This window comes from Vibrio sp. SBT000027, from assembly GCF_963894355.1.
Lineage (GTDB): Bacteria > Pseudomonadota > Gammaproteobacteria > Enterobacterales > Vibrionaceae > Vibrio > Vibrio splendidus.
The window spans coordinates 2,832,267-2,850,853 of sequence record NZ_CAWQGD010000004.1 but is presented as its reverse complement, the minus strand read 5'-3'; the positions used below and the strand labels follow the sequence as shown (position 1 = coordinate 2,850,853).

Genomic DNA, 18,587 nt, shown 5'->3' with positions numbered 1-18,587 from the left:
ACAAATTTATTAAATGCTGACTAATCAAACAGGGTTACGCTTTTAGATCTAGCATTAAAGCTAGTAGCTCCCTTTTTTCTTCGGCTGATAAACCGACACTTCTTGCTTTGGCCTGCAGGTTTTCAATTTGTTTTTCAACGCACTGGGCAAGGATATTGTCCAATGAGTCTAAAAATATGTCTTCTTGATTGTCTTCGTCGAGGGGGATTTCCCAGCTCGCGAGACGAGACAGAAGTGCCTCATGTTTGTTCTCTCGCCAATGTTCTAATAATTGGCCTGTGCTGATATGGGGGTTCACTCGGCAGATATCAAGTACTTCGACGAATAAACTTAGTCCAGGCAGCTGTAAGCCTTTGACACTTGATAAATCCGGTACCATATCAGCATAGCTCGGATTTTGGATAAGCAAAGCGATAACTTCACGCATTGGAGTGCGCTTGAGCTCTTTATGCGGTTGAGGTGTCGGGTTCTTTGTGTGAACGCGAGCACGCCTCAATTGGTTATCAAATCCAGTTCGCTCATCGAGCAATTTTTCGAGCAGTTCTTGGAAGTAACTGTCAGGAATTTTACTAATCAAGGCGCTCGCGTGTGCACGCAGTGCCGATTTTCCTTCTGTTGTTCCTAAATTCAGCTTGTGTATTTCTATCAGGTTATCGAACAAATAGGTCGAAAGCGGCGTCGCATTGTGGACGAGCTGTTCGAAAGCAGCCTGACCGTGTTCTCTAATATAGCTGTCTGGGTCTTCACCGTCTGGCAAGAACAGAAACTTGAGTGTGTTACCTGTTTTTAGGTATTCAAGCGCATTTTCTAGTGCGCGCCACGCGGCCTCTTTACCTGCTCTATCACCATCGTAACAACAAACCACAGTATTGGTCTGGCGGAACAACATCTGAACGTGATCACCGGTTGTTGAGGTACCCAGTGATGCCACTGAGTAATCGACACCGTACTGCGCTAGTGCGACAACATCCATATAACCTTCAACCACAAGTACTTGAGGCGGTTCACGGTATGCTTGTAACACTTCATAAAGGCCGTAAAGCTCTTTACCTTTATGGAAGATCGGCGTTTCTGGCGAGTTTAGATACTTTGGCGTGCCGTCTTCTAAAACACGACCACCAAACCCGATCACTCGGCCTCGACGGTCACGAATCGGGAACATCACGCGTCCACGGAATCGATCGTATCGGTTGCCTTTATCGTTTTCTATCAACATGCCGCCAGTAACGAGCATATCTTGGGCTTCTTTTTGTTGGCCAAAGTTCTTACGAACCAAGTCCCATTCATCAGCGACGTAGCCAATGCCAAATTTCTGTACGATTTCACCAGAAAGACCGCGATTTTTTAGGTAATCAATCGCAGGTTTGTTCGCTGAGATTTTCAGCTGAGAGCGGTAAAAATTACTGATGCCGCCCATCAAATCGTAGAGGTTACGTTTTTGTTCGCTGTTGGCTCTTGGCGCCGTGGATATTTCACCGCTGCGCTGTTCTCTAGGAACATCAAGTCCTAAAAATGAGGCCAGCTCTTCAATCGCTTCAACAAAATCGAGACGTTCGAACTCCATAATGAAGTCGATAGCATTGCCGTGTACGCCACAACCAAAGCAGTGATAAAACTGTTTTTCTTGGCTTACGCTGAAAGAAGGGGTCTTTTCGTTGTGAAATGGGCAACAAGCACCATAGTTTTTGCCTTTTTTCTTAAGTTTCACGCGTGCGTCCACAATATCGACAATGTCGAGACGCGCTAGGAGATCATCGATGAAACTACGCGGGATGTGTCCTGCCATAAAACCTTAGAAAAATGCACTAACTGAGAGTGTGGATAATAATAGTTTGAATAGGTTACAGATACAAACAAGCCGTGCGTTCCGAAGGATTGCACGGCTTGTTGCAATTTGATTTGGGATTAAGCGAGTTTAGAACGAACTAAACCACTAACTTTACCCATATCTGCACGCCCTTGAATTTGTGGTTTCAAGATAGCCATTACTTTACCCATGTCTTGCATGCCCGCAGGTTGAGTTTCTGCAATTGCGCTATCAAGTAGTGCAATAACTTCTTCTTCAGTTAGCGGTTGAGGCATAAAGCCTTCAAGTACCGTAATTTCTGCTTTTTCCACGTCAGCAAGATCTTGACGATTTGCCGATTCATATTGAGCAACAGAATCGCGACGTTGCTTAACCATTTTAACTAATATCGCAATAATGTCGTCGTCGTTCAGAGTGATCCGTTCGTCAACTTCACGTTGCTTAATTGCTGAAAGAGCTAAGCGGATAGTGCCAAGGCGCGGTTTGTCCTTGGCTTTCATCGCTAATTTTTGCTCTTCTTTGAGTTGTTCAATAAGAGCCATAACTCAGTCCTTATGGATTAAGTTATTAGTACAGACGAACGCGACGTGCGTTTTCGCGAGCTAGCTTTTTAGCGTGACGCTTTTGAGCTGCTGCTTTAGCGCGTTTGCGAACTGTAGTTGGCTTTTCGTAATGCTCACGACGACGCACTTCAGAAAGGATACCTGCTTTTTCACAAGAGCGCTTGAAACGACGTAGTGCAACGTCGAACGGTTCGTTTTCACGTACTTTAACTATTGGCATATGCCTTTCACCTCAGGGGTTATTCATTATCGCTGGTTACTCAGTACCAAATCAGAGAAGTTACCCATCGAGCTAACTCTCTATTCGCGTTTGGCCATTAACCAGCTTGATCAAAAATGGTGCGGAATTTTAATCCGATCACAGTGGCTTTGTAAAGCACTTTGTCGATTATAGTCTGTACAATATTTGTTTGAAGAGCTTAGGCAGGGTAATATTGCGCTAATTTCCCATTTTAGACGAAAGCGTGCCGAGAAAATTATGCGCATTATTGGTATTGAAACCTCTTGTGATGAAACAGGAATCGCAATTTATGATGATGAGCAAGGGCTGCTTTCTCATCAGTTATACAGCCAAGTAAAACTGCACGCCGATTACGGTGGTGTGGTACCTGAGCTAGCGTCGCGTGACCACGTAAAAAAAACTATTCCACTGATTAAAGCGGCATTGGCAGAAGCGAACCTAACGTCGAAAGACATTGATGGCGTGGCTTACACAGCTGGTCCCGGTTTAGTTGGTGCATTGCTTGTGGGTGCAACAATTGGTCGCAGTATTGCTTATGCGTGGGGCGTGCCTGCTGTGCCAGTACACCATATGGAAGGTCACCTTCTTGCGCCAATGCTAGAAGACAATCCTCCACCATTCCCATTTGTTGCTCTGCTGGTTTCTGGCGGTCATACCATGATGGTCGAAGTAAAAGGCATTGGTGAATACCGAATCCTTGGTGAATCGATTGATGATGCGGCGGGTGAAGCGTTTGATAAAACCGCGAAGCTGATGGGCTTAGATTACCCGGGTGGCCCGCTGTTATCTCGACTCGCAGAAAAAGGGACTCCGGGGCGTTTTAAGTTCCCACGTCCAATGACCGATCGCCCAGGGCTAGATATGAGCTTTTCTGGTTTGAAAACGTTTGCGGCAAATACCATTCGCGCTAATGACAATGATGACCAAACTCGTGCTGATATTGCTTACGCGTTCCAAGAAGCGGTTTGTGCGACCTTGGTAATCAAGTGTAAGCGTGCCTTGGTAGAGACGGGCATGAAACGTATCGTGATTGCTGGCGGTGTTAGTGCCAACAAACAGCTACGTATTGAGCTTGAAGCGCTAGCGAAGAAAATCGGTGGTGAGGTTTACTACCCACGAACTGAGTTCTGTACAGATAACGGTGCGATGATCGCTTATGCGGGCATGCAACGCCTTAAAAATGGTGAAACGGCTGATTTGTCTGTTCATGCCACGCCGCGTTGGCCAATTGACCAACTAGAGCCAATTGCTTAGCTCGTAGCAATCGCTTGGCTAGTAGCAATCGTTCAACGAGAAACCGTCGATCAACAAAAGCTAAGCGCAGAATAAACCAGTGTGTTTCGATAAACGGTCGCCTTGTGCGGCCGTTTTTATATCCTAGCTTACCGACTATGTGTCGATAAATAATTGCTAATAGAGATTAGGGAAGAAAATGAACAAGTTTACAGTAGACAACCAGTCGATGGCGTACCTAGATGAAGGTCAAGGCCCTGTTGTTGTGTTAGGCCACAGCTACCTTTGGGATAGTGCAATGTGGAAGCCGCAGATCGAAGCATTAAAAACGCAGTATCGCTGTATTGTTCCAGAGCTTTGGTCTCATGGTGAGTCTCAAGCTGCACCAGCTTCGATGCGTAACTTGAAAGATTACGCTCAGCACGTTTTGGCTCTGCTTGATCATTTAGATATCGATGAATTTTCTGTGGTTGGCTTATCGGTTGGCGGTATGTGGGGAACAGAGTTGGCGGAGTTAGCTCCTGCACGAATCAAGTCTCTGGTACTTATGGATACCTTTGTTGGTTTAGAGCCAGAAGTTGCTCATGCTAAATACTTCAGCATGTTAGACACAATTACTCAAACCAAAATGGTTCCTCAGCCGATTGTAGAAGCGGTTGTTCCACTGTTCTTCGCCAATGATGCTCAAACTAACTCACCAGCTTTAGTGGAAGGTTTTACTCAGCAGCTATCATCACTTGAGGGTGAGAAAGCAGAAGAAGTCGCACGAATCGGTCGAATGGTGTTTGGGCGTCGCGATATGATTGAAGCGGTAGAGAACTTTGCACTGCCAGTGTTGATTGCCGTTGGACAAGAAGATAAGCCGCGTCCGGCACTTGAGTCATACCTAATGCATGATTGCATTACGGGCAGTGAGTTAGTGGTGATTCCTGGCGCTGGTCATATTAGCTCGCTTGAGCAACCAGAGTTTGTGAACACAATGCTGAAGACGTTTTTAGATAAACATCTGCTGTAAGCTCTTAAAGACTGAATAGTATTGATCGATTGAGACTTGTGTCGGTTTAAATTTATCTCGGTTTAAAAATGGTTCGGCTTAGACATGACAGTTTAAGCCGATTTTTTTTGCCCGAGTTTTGGTTCACTGCCATCGAGTAGGCGACGAATATTCTGATGGTGACGTAGGACGATCAAACAACACAACATGGCTACAGGCAGTGTGTATTGAGGTTTGACTAACCAAGCGTAGAAAGGTGCGAGCAACACAGTAACCAGTGCCGCTAGAGAAGAATAACGAAACAAAAATGCCACAACCAACCAAGTCGCCATGATCATGCCCGTTAGATCGAATCCAATTGGGGCGATGGCTCCGAGTGCCGTTGCGACGCCTTTACCACCTTTAAAGTGGAAGAATATTGGATACATATGACCAAGGCATGCAGCAATCGCCACGACGCCTAAAATGATCGAGTCGATATTGAGGTAGTAGCCAAGCCAGACCGGAATGGTGCCTTTAAGCATGTCACAAAGTAGCACGGCTGCAGCGGCGCCTTTGCCGCCCACACGCAGTACATTGGTGGCCCCTGGATTGTTGGAGCCTACCGTTCTTGGATCAGGAAGTCTTAAGACTCGGCATATCAAGACCGCACTCGAAATTGAACCTAGCAAATAGGCCGCAATGATCATGATAAGTGCCAAAGGGGTCATGTTTTTCCTTAAACGGTTATAAGTCTAACGATGGGAAAATAATGCTCAATCCAAGAGTAATTGATATCATATCTGGAATTACACGAATAATACGTTTTTTTCCCCCATATGGGTATCCGACCTCTAAAAGGACAAGTCATGGCACTGGATAAAGTTTTCATTGAACAGCTAGAAGTAATTACAACGATCGGTGTTTACGATTGGGAACAAGAGATCAAACAAAAACTTGTACTTGATATTGAAATGGCTCATGACAACCGCCCTGCAGGTAAGAGTGATGATGTTGTTGATGCTTTGGATTACTCGACAGTCAGCACTGCCGTACTTGACCACATTGCGAATGGCCGATTCCTATTGGTTGAGCGTGTGGCAGAAGAAGTCGCTGAATTAATCATGACTCAGTTCTCAGTGCCTTGGATTAAAATCCGTTTAGCGAAGCCTGGCGCAGTGCCACAAGCAAAAGCCGTCGGTGTGATCATCGAACGAGGTCAAGCATGACAATAGCCTATGTTGGTGTTGGCACGAACATAGACCGCGACAAGCATGCAAGGGTGGCATGGACAGAGCTTCAATCGTTAGGGACTAACCTTAAATGCTCTAAGATCTATCATTGTGAGCCTGTAGGGTTTGAAAGCCATTCGTTTTATAACTTTGTGATAGAGCTCGACACATCACTCTCATTGACTGAATTTTCACAGCAACTTCGTAAAATTGAGTTTAAATGGGGTCGCTCTCAAGATGCTCATAAACTTCAAGATCGAAAGCTCGATCTTGATATTGTGCTGTTTGGAGACGTGGTTTCTGAAAGCGAACCAGAATTACCACGCAGTGATATCTATAAATATCCTTTTGTAACACAACCACTTTATGATCTCTGTCCTACGAGAGTAATCCCGCAAGATGGAAGAACCGTCAGTGAAATATGGCAGAAGATGCAGCAATTAGATTCGCTCTCTGTCGTAGATATAACACTATAATTTTTAAGGTAAGTAATGAGTTATTTTGAAGCGTTTATGTTGGCGTTGGTGCAAGGCTTTACTGAGTTTTTACCTATTTCCAGTTCTGCACACTTAATCCTTCCTTCGGCTGTTTTAGGTTGGGAAGATCAAGGCTTGGCTTTTGATGTTGCGGTCCACGTTGGTACTTTGGCCGCAGTAGTTATCTATTTCCGCAAAGAAGTGGTCTCTCTGTTGAGCGCATTCTTTGGTTCCGTGTTTAAAGGCGATCGCAGTAAAGAAGCGAAGCTCGCGTGGATGATCATTCTCGCGACGATTCCCGCGTGTATCTTTGGTTTGTTAATGAAAGATATTGTTGAGCTTTACTTGCGCAGTGCATGGGTGATCGCGACGACCACGATTATCTTTGGTCTGTTGCTATGGTGGGTGGATAAGAACTCAAGCCTGCGTGATGACGAATATCAAGCGGGTTGGAAAAAGGCGCTGTTTATTGGTCTTGCTCAAGCCATGGCGATTATTCCAGGTACGTCCCGTTCTGGCGCGACGATTACTGCAGCGCTTTACCTTGGTTTCACACGTGAAGCCGCGGCTCGATTCTCTTTCCTAATGTCTATCCCAATCATCACTCTGGCGGGTGGTTACTTAGGTCTGAAGTTAGTGACCAGTGGTGACCCTATCCATGTTGGCACCTTGCTTACGGGTATCGTGGTTTCTTTCATCAGTGCTTATATCTGTATTCACTTCTTCTTGAAGCTTATCTCACGTATGGGCATGACACCGTTTGTTATCTACCGCCTGATTCTAGGTTTTGGTCTGTTTGCTTTCTTGATGATGCAGTAAAAAGCGCTTATGCAGCACCCTACAAGTTGAAACGAAAAACCCGCCTAGTCGCGGGTTTTTTAATGCATTTTAATCAGCGTTATAAAGCTTATTGATCAGCGAGTTCTGATAGGGCGTTTTCAATTGCGGAAGCTCTACGCTTCTCTTGTTCTTCTCGAATGTCTTTACCTTGAAAACCATCGGCAATAATCGCTTTAACTTCGACTTGAAGCGCTGCTTGGTAAGCCATTTCAAAACGCGCTTTCTGAGGGTAAGGCTGATCTTCTAATCCTTTACGACCAGCATGATCGGCTTGGCAGCAAAGCAGTATATCGTCGAGCCTATCTGGCTTACGCCAAACATCAAACTTATTGAGAACCTTGAGAAAGGTGGTTGGCTTGAGCTCGCCTGCACGGTGGATATTAGAATGTTGCTCGCAAACTAACAGTGCGAGATCTCTGAATTCATTGGGCACTCTGACTCTTTCACACAGCTTCTTAATGATTTTTAAGCCTGTATGGCAATGCATTTTGTGGCTTGGCAACTCGCTTTTTGGCGTGACGCCTTTACCTAAATCATGTACTTGAGCGGCAAAACGCACGGGTAATGATGAGCTTAATAGCGCAGCTTGCTGAGCAACCATCAGAGTGTGAATGCCCGTGTCGATCTCAGGGTGCCATTTTTCAGGTTGAGGCACACCAAACAGCGCGTCAATTTCAGGCAACACAACAGCCAATGCGCCACACTCTTTCAGTACAGAAAGGAACACTTCAGGATGCGGAGTACTAAGGGATTTATGCCACTCTTGCCAAACTCGTTCGGCAGTGAGATGTGCCAGTTCACCGGATTGAACTATCTCACTCATCATCACCATTGTTTCTGGTGCAACCGTAAAGTTGAGGTGATGGAGTTTGGCGGCGAAGCGAGCCACACGCAGCACACGAAGAGGATCTTCAACAAAAGCGTCCGAGACGTGCCTTAGAATACGATCATAGAGATCTTTTTGGCCATGGTAAGGATCGTAAAGCTCGCCTTTGTCATCTTGAGCGATGGCGTTTATCGTGAGATCGCGGCGCATGAGATCTTCTTCCAAACTCACATCTGGTGCAAAGTAACATTCGAAACCTGTGTAACCCGAACCTGACTTTCTTTCGGTGCGAGCCAGTGCGTGCTCTTCTTTCGTCTTTGGATGTAAGAATACGGGGAAGTCTTTGCCCACAGCAGTAAAGCCAAGGTTTTCCATCTCTTGAGGAGTACTCCCTACCACGACCCAATCTCTATCATAGCTATCAATGTTGAGCAGCTTATCGCGCACCGCTCCACCGACTAGGTAGCGTTGTAGCCCATTGTCTTTTGGTAGGCTATCGTATATTTGCAACTTATCACCTCGAAATGTTTTATCACTGCTGGACTTTACTGCAAGCAATGGTACTTTCCATTAATCGTAATTATAGGGCAGCACATGTATAAGGAATATTTTGGCTTCGTTGAGATGCCATTTTCGATTGTACCAAATTCTCGCTACTTGTTTTTGAGTCAGCGTCATCAAGAAGCGATGCAGAACCTACAAGCCGGTTTAGGCGAGGGTGGGGGCTTTGCGATGCTTACTGGTGAGGTTGGTACAGGGAAAACAACGGTCGCCAAAGCGATGTTGTCATCACTCGATAATCAGACTCAAGCTGGCCTTATACTCAACCCTACGTTTTCCAATACGGATTTACTAGAAGCTATCTGTGATGAGTTTGAGGTCGAGTACCCTGAACAAGCATCGTTGAAACAGCTGAGTCAGGCCATTCATTACTTCCTGCTCGATAGTCATGCTGAAGGCATTCAAACCCTATTGGTGATCGATGAAGCCCAACATCTTGCAGCTGATGTGCTGGAGCAGCTACGCCTTCTGACCAACTTAGAAACCGACAGTCGCAAGCTGTTAAAAGTACTGTTGGTCGGCCAACCGGAATTACAACAGCACTTACAAACCACTCAATTACGTCAGCTAGCACAGCGTATTACAGGTCGCTATCATTTACTGCCTCTTAATACTGAAGAAACTGGCAAGTACATCGCGTTTCGTTTAGAAACGGCGGGTGGCGAGCAGATGCTGTTTTCGAATCGTTCAATCAAGCTGATCGCCCAATATACTCATGGTATTCCAAGGCTCATTAACTTGGTGTGTGACAAAGCCCTGCAATTGGCTTTTCATGATGGTGAGCCATTACCGAACAATGAAACGGTTAACCGAGCGTGTCAGCAAGTTATGTCGTTTCAGGCCGATGTGTATCATGTCGAAAAGCCTCGATCTTCTCTCGTCGTACCTAAGTTATTCCAATACGCAGGGATTGCTACATTAAGTGTCGGCCTCGCAATGGCGACCTTTAATTTTGCTCCAAGCTATATCAATTCATGGCAGTCGGCTGAGACTTCAAGTGAAATGAAAACAGAAGTGTCTGCACTGGCTCAGCGCTCTTTGGTGGCGAATGAACCTCAGTTGGTTGCTGAGCCAAAACCTTCAAAGTTTGCTTTGCCACAAGATATTCAACAGCACTTGATGCAGGGAACCAATCGTTCTCTCGCTATCAAGGACTTGTATACGCTCTGGGGGTATCAGTCTTCACTGCGTGATGGCTTGTGCTTAAGTGAGCCGCAAAGTGTCTTTGTGTGCGAGCAACAACAGTCAAATTTGGATACATTGTTAGAGCTTGGCGTACCCGTGGTCCTTAATCTGGATATCGATCAAGAGCCAGTGTTTGCTGTGCTTTATGGTGCGTCTGAGGAGTCTGTCGAGCTCCTCGTTAACGAAAAGCTCTTGGTGATGCCTAAGCGTACCTTAAAGAAAATCTGGCAAGGTGATTATGTCGCGATTTGGAAACAGCCACTCAGAGATACGCTCAAAGAGGGTTATCAAGGTGAGGCGATTGCACTGCTTGATCTGCTATTGTCTGAAGTTTTGGGTGAAGACGTATCGGGCAGTGATGTATTTGATTATGAGTTAAAAATGAAAATTGAAGCGTTTCAAATGTGGCAAGGGATGTCAGTCGATGGCATTGCAGGAAAACGCACGCTGGCAAGATTACAAAGATTGGCTCAACTCGATTCGCCTAAGTTGATGTCACTCGATGGAGGCGCAAGTTAATGTCACGCATTATGCATGAGCTTAATCAGTCGTCTGCTAAGCAGCCGCCTCTTAACCAAGCGTCTCTTAAACAATCATCTTTTAATAGCCCTAGCTTCAAAGGCTACCAAAATCATCATGTGCCAAGTTCTGTTAAAGGGATTAGCAATAAACGAGGCGCATCGTTAGCAATGGGGCTACTCCTTATCTTGGTGCCTTCTTTGTTGGTGGGTGGTGTTCTGGCTTATCAATCGTATAACCAACAACAAAACTCGGCTAGCCAAGCTGCCTATGTCGCTCTGCCTGAATCAAAACCTCAATCAGACCTTGAGTCTCAAATCGCTGGTGCTGATATAGCCAATGTGGAGGCTGTGTCAATGGATGCAGAAGGTGAAGTATTATTTGCCGTTCGCCCAGCGCCGGCAAGCCAACCTTTGAAAGCACTGCCACGCCAAGAGGTGTATGCGCAGGTTGGCTCTGAAAGTACGAATGTCGCTGGTGGAGCTATTGTGCCTGTGGCTAGTTCAGAGAGTGGTGTGCGAACATCAGAAGAGTCAGAATCACTAGCTCAGCAAGAGGTTCAGCCAGGTGTAAGCAATGAGAATACGGCTCTGCAATCGGACAGTGATTTACTGCAAGGGCTAGACCTCAGTGAGTTACCCCCCGATTTGGCCTTAAAGCTTGAATCAATGATGGGTGAGCAACAAAGCGCACCTGAGCCAATGGACTCGCGTCCAGCAGGACAGGTAGGGTCTCAGGTCATTGAGCTGGAAACGCACACCAATAGCTTATCAGGGGTATTACCTAAGTTAGATCTACAAACTCACATGTACTCGAGTAGCGAAACCAAGCGTTGGGTCAAAGTGAATGGTCAAGAAGTGGCGCAAGGGGATTGGATTGGAAGAGACATCCAGTTACTCGAAATTAAGCCGCAATCAGTGATTATCGAGTTCAATCAACAGAAAATAGAAATCCCCGCTCTGTACGAGTGGAAAGGCTAAAAGCTAGATAGCCCTAAAGACCTAGAGAACAGACAAATAAAAAGGAGCACCGAGGTGCTCCTTTTTGATATTCGATACTGAATTTACTCTGTTTAGCGCAAGATAAGCCAAACAGGTAAAGTGATCAGCTTACGACCAGCCGTTTGGTGACTTTCTGCGACGAGGTATAATGTGTGGCAGGACAAGGCCAAGAAGTAGACCAATACCAGCAACACCACCACCATACATAAAGTATTTCAGTAGCAGATCATCTTTTTGAGTGTCTAGCTTAGCGCGTAGCTCACGGTTCTCTGTTTGAGAGCTCGTAAGTTGTTGGCTAATCTCGCTGTAGTTTTGCTCAAGTTCAGAAATTTGCTTGTTACGAGAGTCTAAAGAGCTCGCTAGGCCAGCTTTTTCGCTGTCAGCACTTTGACGAGCATTCGCTAGCTTGCCTTTAACGTCAGTCAGCTCTTTCTCTAGCTTAGGCATACGCAGAGCCATGCTTTCTTGTGTGCTTACAAACTTGCTTTCAACCCAACCTTTACGGCCACGGTTATCTTGAACCTGGGTGTAACCCGTGCTCTTGTTAGTTTGCAGGTAAGTAATCTTTTCACCAGCATCAACACTACCGATGATACGGAATGTGTTGTTTGGGCCAGAATGCATATAAGTAAATAGTTTGTCAGCAATATAACGGTCTTGTGCAAAGGCAGCTGGAGCCGCAAGCATTGCGAGCAAAACTAAGCTAATCAGTTTTTTCACAGTAAATCCCTTAACGATTCAAATTGGGTAGGCGTATGAGTCAGCCTCAATGAGCAAATAATATTTAGTTTCTTTATGCGGTGCAACAAAGAAGGGAGGCAAAGCCTCCCTTTCTGTGCGTTTGAGTCAATAATGACATGGTATTTACATATCATTACCGAAGCTCACCGTTTTCTGACGCTAATATTTACTAACGCCAGGGCTATTACATAGTAAACATAGCCTGAATTGCGTAGAAGAACACAACAGCAAGTAGAGCACCTGCAGGTAGCGTTACAATCCACGAAGCAACGATGTTACGCACAACGCCTAGGTTGAGTGCTGCGATACCACGAGCAAAACCTACACCTAAAACCGCACCAACCAATGTTTGCGTGGTTGAAATCGGAAGGCCAGTACCAGAAGCAAGTACAACCGTACATGCCGTTGCTAGTTGAGCGGCAAAGCCACGGCTAGGTGTTAGTTCTGTAATACCAGTACCCACAGTCGCCATTACTTTATGACCCATGGTAGCAAGACCAACAACGATACCAATACCACCTAGTGGAAGAATCCACCACGCAATGCTGCTTTTCGCTGTAAGTTCACCCATATTCTCAACGGTTGATACTACAGCAGACAATGGACCAATCGCGTTTGCTACATCGTTAGAACCGTGAGCGAATGCCATCGCACAAGCGGTAATAACCATTAGAACGCTGAAGATACCTTCTACACCGGCAAAGCCATGGTCTTCTTCGCGATTAGCAAATTTCTTTTGAATGTATAAGTAACCGCCAACCATGACTACAGCAGAAACACCTGCTGCCCATAGCCATGCTTCAGTGCCGCTTAGGTGAAGGCCAACGTGCTTAAGACCTTTCTTGATTGTTACAAGTGCAATAACCATTGTCGTAATGAACATGTACACAGGCACAAAACGCTTAGCGTTAAACAACGGATTTTCTGTATCGAATATCAGTCGTTGGGCACTGACAAAAATGAGATAGGCAAAAATGCCGGAAATCAACGGTGTGACAATCCAACTACCCACAATACCTTGAACGCTGTTCCAGTCTACGGCTTCTGTACCTACAGACACACACGCGAAACCGATGATTGCACCGATGATCGAGTGAGTCGTTGATACTGGCCAGCCCATGTATGATGCTAGAAGCAACCATGTACCAGCAGCCAGTAGCGCCGACATCATGCCGTACACAAGTACGTCAGGTTGATGAGCGAATAGAGACGTTTCGATAACACCTTTACGGATCGTGTCAGTTACTTCGCCGCCCGCAAGGTAAGCACCTGCGAATTCAAAGATCATTGCGATAATGATCGCTTGTTTTACGGTTAGAGCTTTAGAGCCTACTGAAGTGCCCATTGCATTCGCAACGTCATTTGCACCAATACCAATAGCCATCAAGAAACCGAAAGCTGCTGCAACAATAATCAGGACAGTGCCGTAGTTAGCAAGGATATCCATCGTAATACCTAGTTGTTTGATAACAAGCGGAACAAATTTAGACGCAAAAAACCGCTCAGCGAGAGGGATACTCAGCGCATAAGTGGTTTGGTTAAAAAATGCTCTTCGTTATATAGTTAGCGTATGATTTAAGATCGAGAAAGCATTACTTCAAGACGAGCGCCTACACGCTGTGCTTGATCTGCAATACCACCAACCCATTCAAGAATTTTGTATAAGAACATGATGTCAACTGGATTCATATCGTCTTCAATCGCCATTAATTGTTGGCGTAATTCGATCTGCATCGCGTCCGTGTCATCTTCAATTACATCTAACTGATGAATCATTTCAGCAACGAGTGTTACTTCACGGCCCTTAAAGCCAGTCTCAAGTAATTCGTCTAGTTCATTGATTACGTTTTGTGCTTGGTTCGCTGCATCTAGACAACGTTTAACGTAAGCGATGAAGTTTTCTTGCATTGGAGCTGGAATGACGAGTTGACGACCATATACACGGCCAGCAATGTCTTTCGCTAGGTTTGCGAGTTTGTCTTGTTGAGTTAATAGCTCCAACATATCGGTGCGATCAACTGGCATAAACAAACCACGAGGAAGTTTAAGGCGAATTTCACGTTTTAGTACGTCAGCTTCTTTCTCAAGGTGAGAAATCTGAGCTCGAATTTCTGATGCTTTCTCCCAGTCACCTTTTGAAGAAACTTCAAAGAAATTAACTAGGTGAGAACAACATTCGTTCACGCATACTACGTGACGCTGCAAAGGTTTAATTGGGGACTTTGCAAATAACCCCATAATTGTATTTACTGGCATGGTCATCCAACCTAATAAATAATAACCTTAAAACAACATACACCATATTCATGGTGAAATGTTAAGCGATGGCTACAAAGTCGCGCATGTTAACCTAATCAATGTCTCATTAAAACTGTTTTAGATCATCATAAGGGCGATATTTCTGACTTGCTGAGTTTTCAAATTGGCAATATCCTGTCCCTATCTTCACAGAAAGGTATAACTATGGAAACCGAGATAGAACTGAAGTTTTTTGTTTCTCCTGATTTTTCAGAGACTTTACGCAATAAAATTGCTGAAACTAAAGTACTTCAGCACAGTTGTCGCGAGCTAGGTAACATCTACTTTGACACCCCTGACAACTGGCTACGTAAGCACGATATTGGCTTGCGTATTCGACGTTTTGATGACGTATTTGTACAAACCGTAAAGACCGCTGGTCGTGTGGTTGCTGGTCTGCATCAAAGGCCTGAATACAATGCAGAACACGATAGCAATGAACCTAAGCTAGCCCTGCATCCAGAGGATATCTGGCCAGCGGGTAAAGACATCGAAACGTTGCAAGCTGAGCTGACTCCTCTGTTCTCTACCAACTTCACGCGTGAGCAGTGGTTGATTGGTATGCCAGATGGCAGCCAGGTTGAGGTTGCGTTCGACCAAGGCTTTGTTGAGTCAGGCGATCTGCAAGAACCGATTTGCGAAGTCGAATTGGAACTTAAATCGGGTCAAACGGATGCTCTATTTACATTGTCTCGTCAATTCTGCGAACAAGGTGGCATGCGTTTAGGGAATCTCAGCAAAGCCGCTAAGGGTTACCGTCTTGCTCAAGGTTATCAAGGAGATGAAGTCACTCCTTTGACCTTAGTTGATACTGATAAAAGTGATACTGTTGAATCGTGTTTCATTCAATCTTTAGAGCATGCTCTCGCTCATTGGCACTCTCACGAGCAGATTTTTACTGAGCGTCAATCGATTGAAGCGTTACATGAAATAAGTCATTCGCTAAGTTTTATTCGTCAAACCTTCACTATCTATGGTGACATTGTTCCAAGACGCGCGAGTGCTATTTTACGCCAAGAACTTAAGTGGCTTGAGCAAGAGCTTGATTGGCTAAAAAGTTATGACCACTTCGAAGACTTGCTTGAAGATAAAGGCCACGTGCTGCGTAAGCTAGATGCACGTAAGTTCTTGGTCGCTGAGCTGAAAGAGATGCAAGAGCAACTGCCAGATCGTGAAGACCTGCTGACCTTATTGAGTTCTGCTCGATACACCGGTTTATTATTAGATCTTAGCCGTTGGATCTTGTCTCGTGGCTGGCAACCTTTCTTAGATGAAAAGGCACGTGAGCAAATGGCTCGTGGTATCGAATGGTTTTCCGTGCAGCAACTCGATCGCACATGGGCTGATTTGATGGAAGCTTTCCCGCCAGAGCGAGTGATGACCAGCCAAGCGTATATTGATCAGCAATACCGTTTGATGCGTAATCTGTATTCTGGCGTTGGTTTCGCGAGTTTGTATGATGACGATGAACGAAACAGCTTCCGCTTGCCATGGGCCGATATGGTACAAGGCATTGATGACTTGCTGGCACTTAAAACGTTAGAGCCTTTGACTGAGAAATTGGAAGGCGATGAGAAGGTTCAGCTAGAGCGTTGGTTGGCTCGCCAAGAAGTGTCTATTCTGCATGCGATGGAACAGACACGCCAAATCAGTGTTGAGGTTGAGCCATACTGGCAAGACTAAACTCAATACCGGCATCAGTATAAGTATGAATTTGAAAATAGGGTTTCGGCCCTATTTTTTTGTTTGTTGCTCGAGCTTTTCTAGTCGCTCTAGTATTTTCTGTTGTTGCTCTATGATCTTTTCAAGATGCTTCTCTTTGTTTTCTGCTCGTTGATTCTCATGGTGAGTTGGGGAGGTGATCAGAGAAGTAATCAAGCCTGAAATCATACCGAAAACACCCACACCACAAATGATCACCAGAGAGGCGACTAATTTCCCTGAGTTCGTCACGGGGTAATGATCGCCGTATCCTACGGTACTGATGGTAACGAAAGCCCACCACAAAGCATCTTGGCCAGTGGTAATGTTGGCATTGGGATCTTTGTGTTCTAACAGAAGTATTGTTCCAGCTCCTATGGTTAGGAGAATAACCAGCAGCAGAATAATCGAGGCGAGCGTGGTTTCTTTGCGATTACGAAACAGCTCTCTGAAAACACGTTTACCCGAGCGGAGCACAAGAATGACACGCAGGATCTGAAAAATGCGAGCGAAACGAAGTGGTTCGATCATTGGGATGCTTGCTAAGAAATCGATCCAGTGTACTTTTAGATATTCTTTCTTATTTTGTGATCTCAATAGATCAATCGTGAGCTGAAAAAGAAAAACACTACAGATTATAAAATCGAGGCCGATAAGAACTTGTTTTGATTCTTTATCAATCGGAACGAACAATAAGCCTGAGATCACAAATAACGCTAAGAAAGAGAGAATCAGTGACAATAAGCTCATCGGCTTGGTGGCGTCTTTGGTATTATTCAACATTCATACGAGGCTCAAAATAAATCGCGAACTTTGACTGACATAGCCACCTCGCGGATATAGAAGCCATCAATATATAAGAATTAATGGAGAACTGACAATGACTAAACTGTCATTCAAGCCGTGGGAAAGGATAATCTCTGACGTTCGTCTCGTTCCAAAAATGGTCATGCTGATGATATTCAGCACTATCTTGATCATTTCGAAGCAGTTATGGGACGCAAGTACGTTTTACGATTCATTGCTTGCTGTAACCAATAATGCGCAAGTTGCACAGCAGCATTACGAGACTTACCTAGTTCAAGTGGCTTGGCAAACAGCCTTGATGATCATTGTGTTTGTGGTTCTTCTATTAGCGGCGGCGCGCGTTATGCTTCGCCAAACTCAGTACCTTAATGACGCCATTAAAATCATGGCCGATAAGAATCTATCAGTGCCGATTGAAATGGACTGTAAAGATGAATACGGCGATGTGGCACGCGAACTTGAAAAAACTCGCGTCCAACTGAACGACATGATCAAAACTCAAGTGGCCTCTTCAGACGAGTTATTTGCTCTGACAGAAGTGATGACCATTAGCATGTCAGAAACCAAAGATTCGGCTCAAGAAGAGTTCGACGAGATCGATCAGCTAGCGACAGCTATGAGTGAAATGACTTCGACCGTACAAACTGTCGCTGAGCATGCACAAAGTGCGTCTTCATTGACTGAACAGGCATCAGGCCAAGCATTGACCGGTCAGAAGTTCGTTCAAGGCTCAGTTTCTAAGATGAGTGAGCTATCTTCAGATATCGCAGCATCTGCAGCAGCGGTAAATCAAGTAGAAGAACGCGTTGATTCGATTGGCAGCGTTGTGGGTACTATCCAAGGAATTTCAGAGCAAACGAACCTGTTAGCATTGAACGCAGCGATTGAAGCCGCACGTGCAGGTGAAGCGGGACGTGGTTTTGCGGTTGTTGCCGATGAGGTTCGTAACCTTGCGCAGCGTACTCAACAAGCGACAGTTGAAATTCAAGATATGATCAGTCACCTACAAAGCAGCGCTAATTCAGCCGTAGAGTTGATGGAGAAGAGTGTTGTAGAAGCGGCTGAAGGCGTTGAACTGGTAACCAATGCTGGCTCAGAGTTGGATGGCATAGTAAGCCAAGTCAACCAAATCAATGATATGAACTTCCAGATCGCGACCGCTGCAGGCCAACAGAGCAGTGTTGCTGAAGAGATGAGTGTCAACCTAACGAATGTTCGTGAGCTTGTCGAAGCTTCTGTCGTGGTCGTTGGTGAACTGTTAGAGACTTCTCAGCTCATGGAAACCAACGCGCAAGAACTGGACGGTAAGATTAAACAATTTAAGGTTTAATTATGGGGTCTTGGTCTTTACTCCTCAGAAGTACTTCTAGTATTCGATAGCTAGGAAAGGCCCGATTCGATAAGTTAACCGATAAAACGCCCACATTGCTAATGTGGGCGTTTTTTATTGGCGTAACTTTGGTATAACTTATCCTTAGATATTAAAACGGGTTCTCAAAGCTCGTTGTTAAACTTGCCTGTTAAAACTATTTACTAAAGAACAGAACCAATTGTTCGGCGCGCAGCTTACACAAGGAAGAAAC

The 18,587-nt window shown here is 45.2% G+C and carries 18 protein-coding genes; 9 read left to right on the top strand and 9 right to left on the bottom strand.

Features of this window, described 5'->3' with window-relative positions:
* Nucleotides 1–34 precede the first annotated feature (34 nt).
* The 3 genes from dnaG to rpsU all read right to left on the bottom strand — a co-directional run bounded on the left by dnaG (nucleotide 35) and on the right by rpsU (nucleotide 2,590).
* Nucleotides 35–1,786, bottom strand: a complete 1,752-nt coding sequence (gene dnaG, locus AACU28_RS22545; RefSeq protein ID WP_017080230.1) for a DNA primase — start codon at nucleotides 1,784–1,786, stop codon at nucleotides 35–37.
* A 119-nt stretch (nucleotides 1,787–1,905) separates the two neighbouring features.
* Nucleotides 1,906–2,349: a GatB/YqeY domain-containing protein gene (locus tag AACU28_RS22540; protein ID WP_121603614.1), complete on the bottom strand. Its 444-nt coding sequence runs from the start codon at nucleotides 2,347–2,349 to the stop codon at nucleotides 1,906–1,908.
* A gap of 25 nt (nucleotides 2,350–2,374) precedes the next feature.
* Nucleotides 2,375–2,590 (bottom strand): 30S ribosomal protein S21, encoded by a 216-nt coding sequence (rpsU, locus tag AACU28_RS22535; protein WP_004396009.1) that lies wholly within the window; start codon nucleotides 2,588–2,590, stop codon nucleotides 2,375–2,377.
* Between the two features lie 258 nt (nucleotides 2,591–2,848).
* On the opposite strand from rpsU, the gene tsaD reads away from it, so the two are divergent.
* Both tsaD and AACU28_RS22525 read left to right on the top strand, forming a co-directional pair.
* Nucleotides 2,849–3,865, top strand: a complete 1,017-nt coding sequence (gene tsaD / locus AACU28_RS22530) for a tRNA (adenosine(37)-N6)-threonylcarbamoyltransferase complex transferase subunit TsaD (RefSeq protein ID WP_004735972.1) — start codon at nucleotides 2,849–2,851, stop codon at nucleotides 3,863–3,865.
* Between the two features lie 178 nt (nucleotides 3,866–4,043).
* A complete protein-coding gene (locus AACU28_RS22525; RefSeq protein ID WP_121603613.1) occupies nucleotides 4,044–4,859 on the top strand; it encodes an alpha/beta fold hydrolase in 816 nt (271 codons plus the stop codon).
* A 92-nt stretch (nucleotides 4,860–4,951) separates the two neighbouring features.
* On the opposite strand, the gene plsY is transcribed toward AACU28_RS22525, so the two are convergent.
* Nucleotides 4,952–5,548 carry a glycerol-3-phosphate 1-O-acyltransferase PlsY gene (gene plsY / locus AACU28_RS22520; protein ID WP_004735970.1) on the bottom strand — a complete coding sequence of 199 codons (597 nt, stop codon included), beginning with the start codon at nucleotides 5,546–5,548 and terminating at the stop codon, nucleotides 4,952–4,954.
* Nucleotides 5,549–5,686: 138 nt separating this feature from the next.
* Here plsY and folB point away from each other — a divergent pair, with 138 nt between their 5' ends.
* Genes folB through AACU28_RS22505 form a run of 3 tightly spaced genes read left to right on the top strand, consistent with a single transcriptional unit; the run spans nucleotide 5,687 to nucleotide 7,344 of the window.
* Nucleotides 5,687–6,046 carry a dihydroneopterin aldolase gene (gene folB, locus AACU28_RS22515; RefSeq protein ID WP_004735969.1) on the top strand — a complete coding sequence of 120 codons (360 nt, stop codon included), beginning with the start codon at nucleotides 5,687–5,689 and terminating at the stop codon, nucleotides 6,044–6,046.
* Nucleotides 6,043–6,525, top strand: a complete 483-nt coding sequence (gene folK / locus AACU28_RS22510) for a 2-amino-4-hydroxy-6-hydroxymethyldihydropteridine diphosphokinase (RefSeq protein ID WP_102495657.1) — start codon at nucleotides 6,043–6,045, stop codon at nucleotides 6,523–6,525. The genes folB and folK overlap by 4 nt, the downstream gene beginning before the upstream one ends.
* A gap of 15 nt (nucleotides 6,526–6,540) precedes the next feature.
* Nucleotides 6,541–7,344, top strand: a complete 804-nt coding sequence (locus AACU28_RS22505) for an undecaprenyl-diphosphate phosphatase (RefSeq protein ID WP_004735967.1) — start codon at nucleotides 6,541–6,543, stop codon at nucleotides 7,342–7,344.
* Between the two features lie 88 nt (nucleotides 7,345–7,432).
* Here AACU28_RS22505 and AACU28_RS22500 read toward each other — a convergent pair whose 3' ends face one another.
* Nucleotides 7,433–8,749, bottom strand: coding sequence for a multifunctional CCA addition/repair protein (locus tag AACU28_RS22500; RefSeq protein WP_121603612.1), 1,317 nt, complete (start codon nucleotides 8,747–8,749; stop codon nucleotides 7,433–7,435).
* A gap of 36 nt (nucleotides 8,750–8,785) precedes the next feature.
* Between AACU28_RS22500 and AACU28_RS22495 the strand changes: the two genes are divergently transcribed.
* Both AACU28_RS22495 and AACU28_RS22490 read left to right on the top strand, forming a co-directional pair.
* Entirely contained in the window at nucleotides 8,786–10,456 is a 1,671-nt protein-coding gene (locus AACU28_RS22495; RefSeq protein WP_183091206.1) for an ExeA family protein, read from the top strand.
* Entirely contained in the window at nucleotides 10,456–11,436 is a 981-nt protein-coding gene (locus tag AACU28_RS22490) for a general secretion pathway protein GspB (protein ID WP_121603611.1), read from the top strand. The genes AACU28_RS22495 and AACU28_RS22490 overlap by 1 nt, the downstream gene beginning before the upstream one ends.
* 129 nt (nucleotides 11,437–11,565) lie before the next feature.
* Here the strand turns inward: AACU28_RS22490 and AACU28_RS22485 are convergent, their stop codons facing one another.
* The 3 genes from AACU28_RS22485 to AACU28_RS22475 form a co-directional block, all read right to left on the bottom strand.
* Entirely contained in the window at nucleotides 11,566–12,177 is a 612-nt protein-coding gene (locus AACU28_RS22485; RefSeq protein ID WP_004735962.1) for a TIGR04211 family SH3 domain-containing protein, read from the bottom strand.
* A 205-nt stretch (nucleotides 12,178–12,382) separates the two neighbouring features.
* A complete protein-coding gene (locus AACU28_RS22480; RefSeq protein ID WP_004735961.1) occupies nucleotides 12,383–13,645 on the bottom strand; it encodes an inorganic phosphate transporter in 1,263 nt (420 codons plus the stop codon).
* Between the two features lie 128 nt (nucleotides 13,646–13,773).
* Nucleotides 13,774–14,454, bottom strand: coding sequence for a TIGR00153 family protein (locus tag AACU28_RS22475; protein WP_004735960.1), 681 nt, complete (start codon nucleotides 14,452–14,454; stop codon nucleotides 13,774–13,776).
* Between the two features lie 207 nt (nucleotides 14,455–14,661).
* Between AACU28_RS22475 and AACU28_RS22470 the strand changes: the two genes are divergently transcribed.
* Complete coding sequence (locus AACU28_RS22470) at nucleotides 14,662–16,179, top strand: CYTH and CHAD domain-containing protein (RefSeq protein WP_017077663.1); 1,518 nt, start codon at nucleotides 14,662–14,664, stop codon at nucleotides 16,177–16,179.
* Nucleotides 16,180–16,230: 51 nt separating this feature from the next.
* Here AACU28_RS22470 and AACU28_RS22465 read toward each other — a convergent pair whose 3' ends face one another.
* Entirely contained in the window at nucleotides 16,231–16,980 is a 750-nt protein-coding gene (locus AACU28_RS22465; protein WP_004735958.1) for a potassium channel family protein, read from the bottom strand.
* Nucleotides 16,981–17,077: 97 nt separating this feature from the next.
* Here AACU28_RS22465 and AACU28_RS22460 point away from each other — a divergent pair, with 97 nt between their 5' ends.
* Nucleotides 17,078–18,334: a methyl-accepting chemotaxis protein gene (locus tag AACU28_RS22460; protein WP_102455863.1), complete on the top strand. Its 1,257-nt coding sequence runs from the start codon at nucleotides 17,078–17,080 to the stop codon at nucleotides 18,332–18,334.
* The last annotated feature ends 253 nt before the right edge of the window (nucleotides 18,335–18,587 follow it).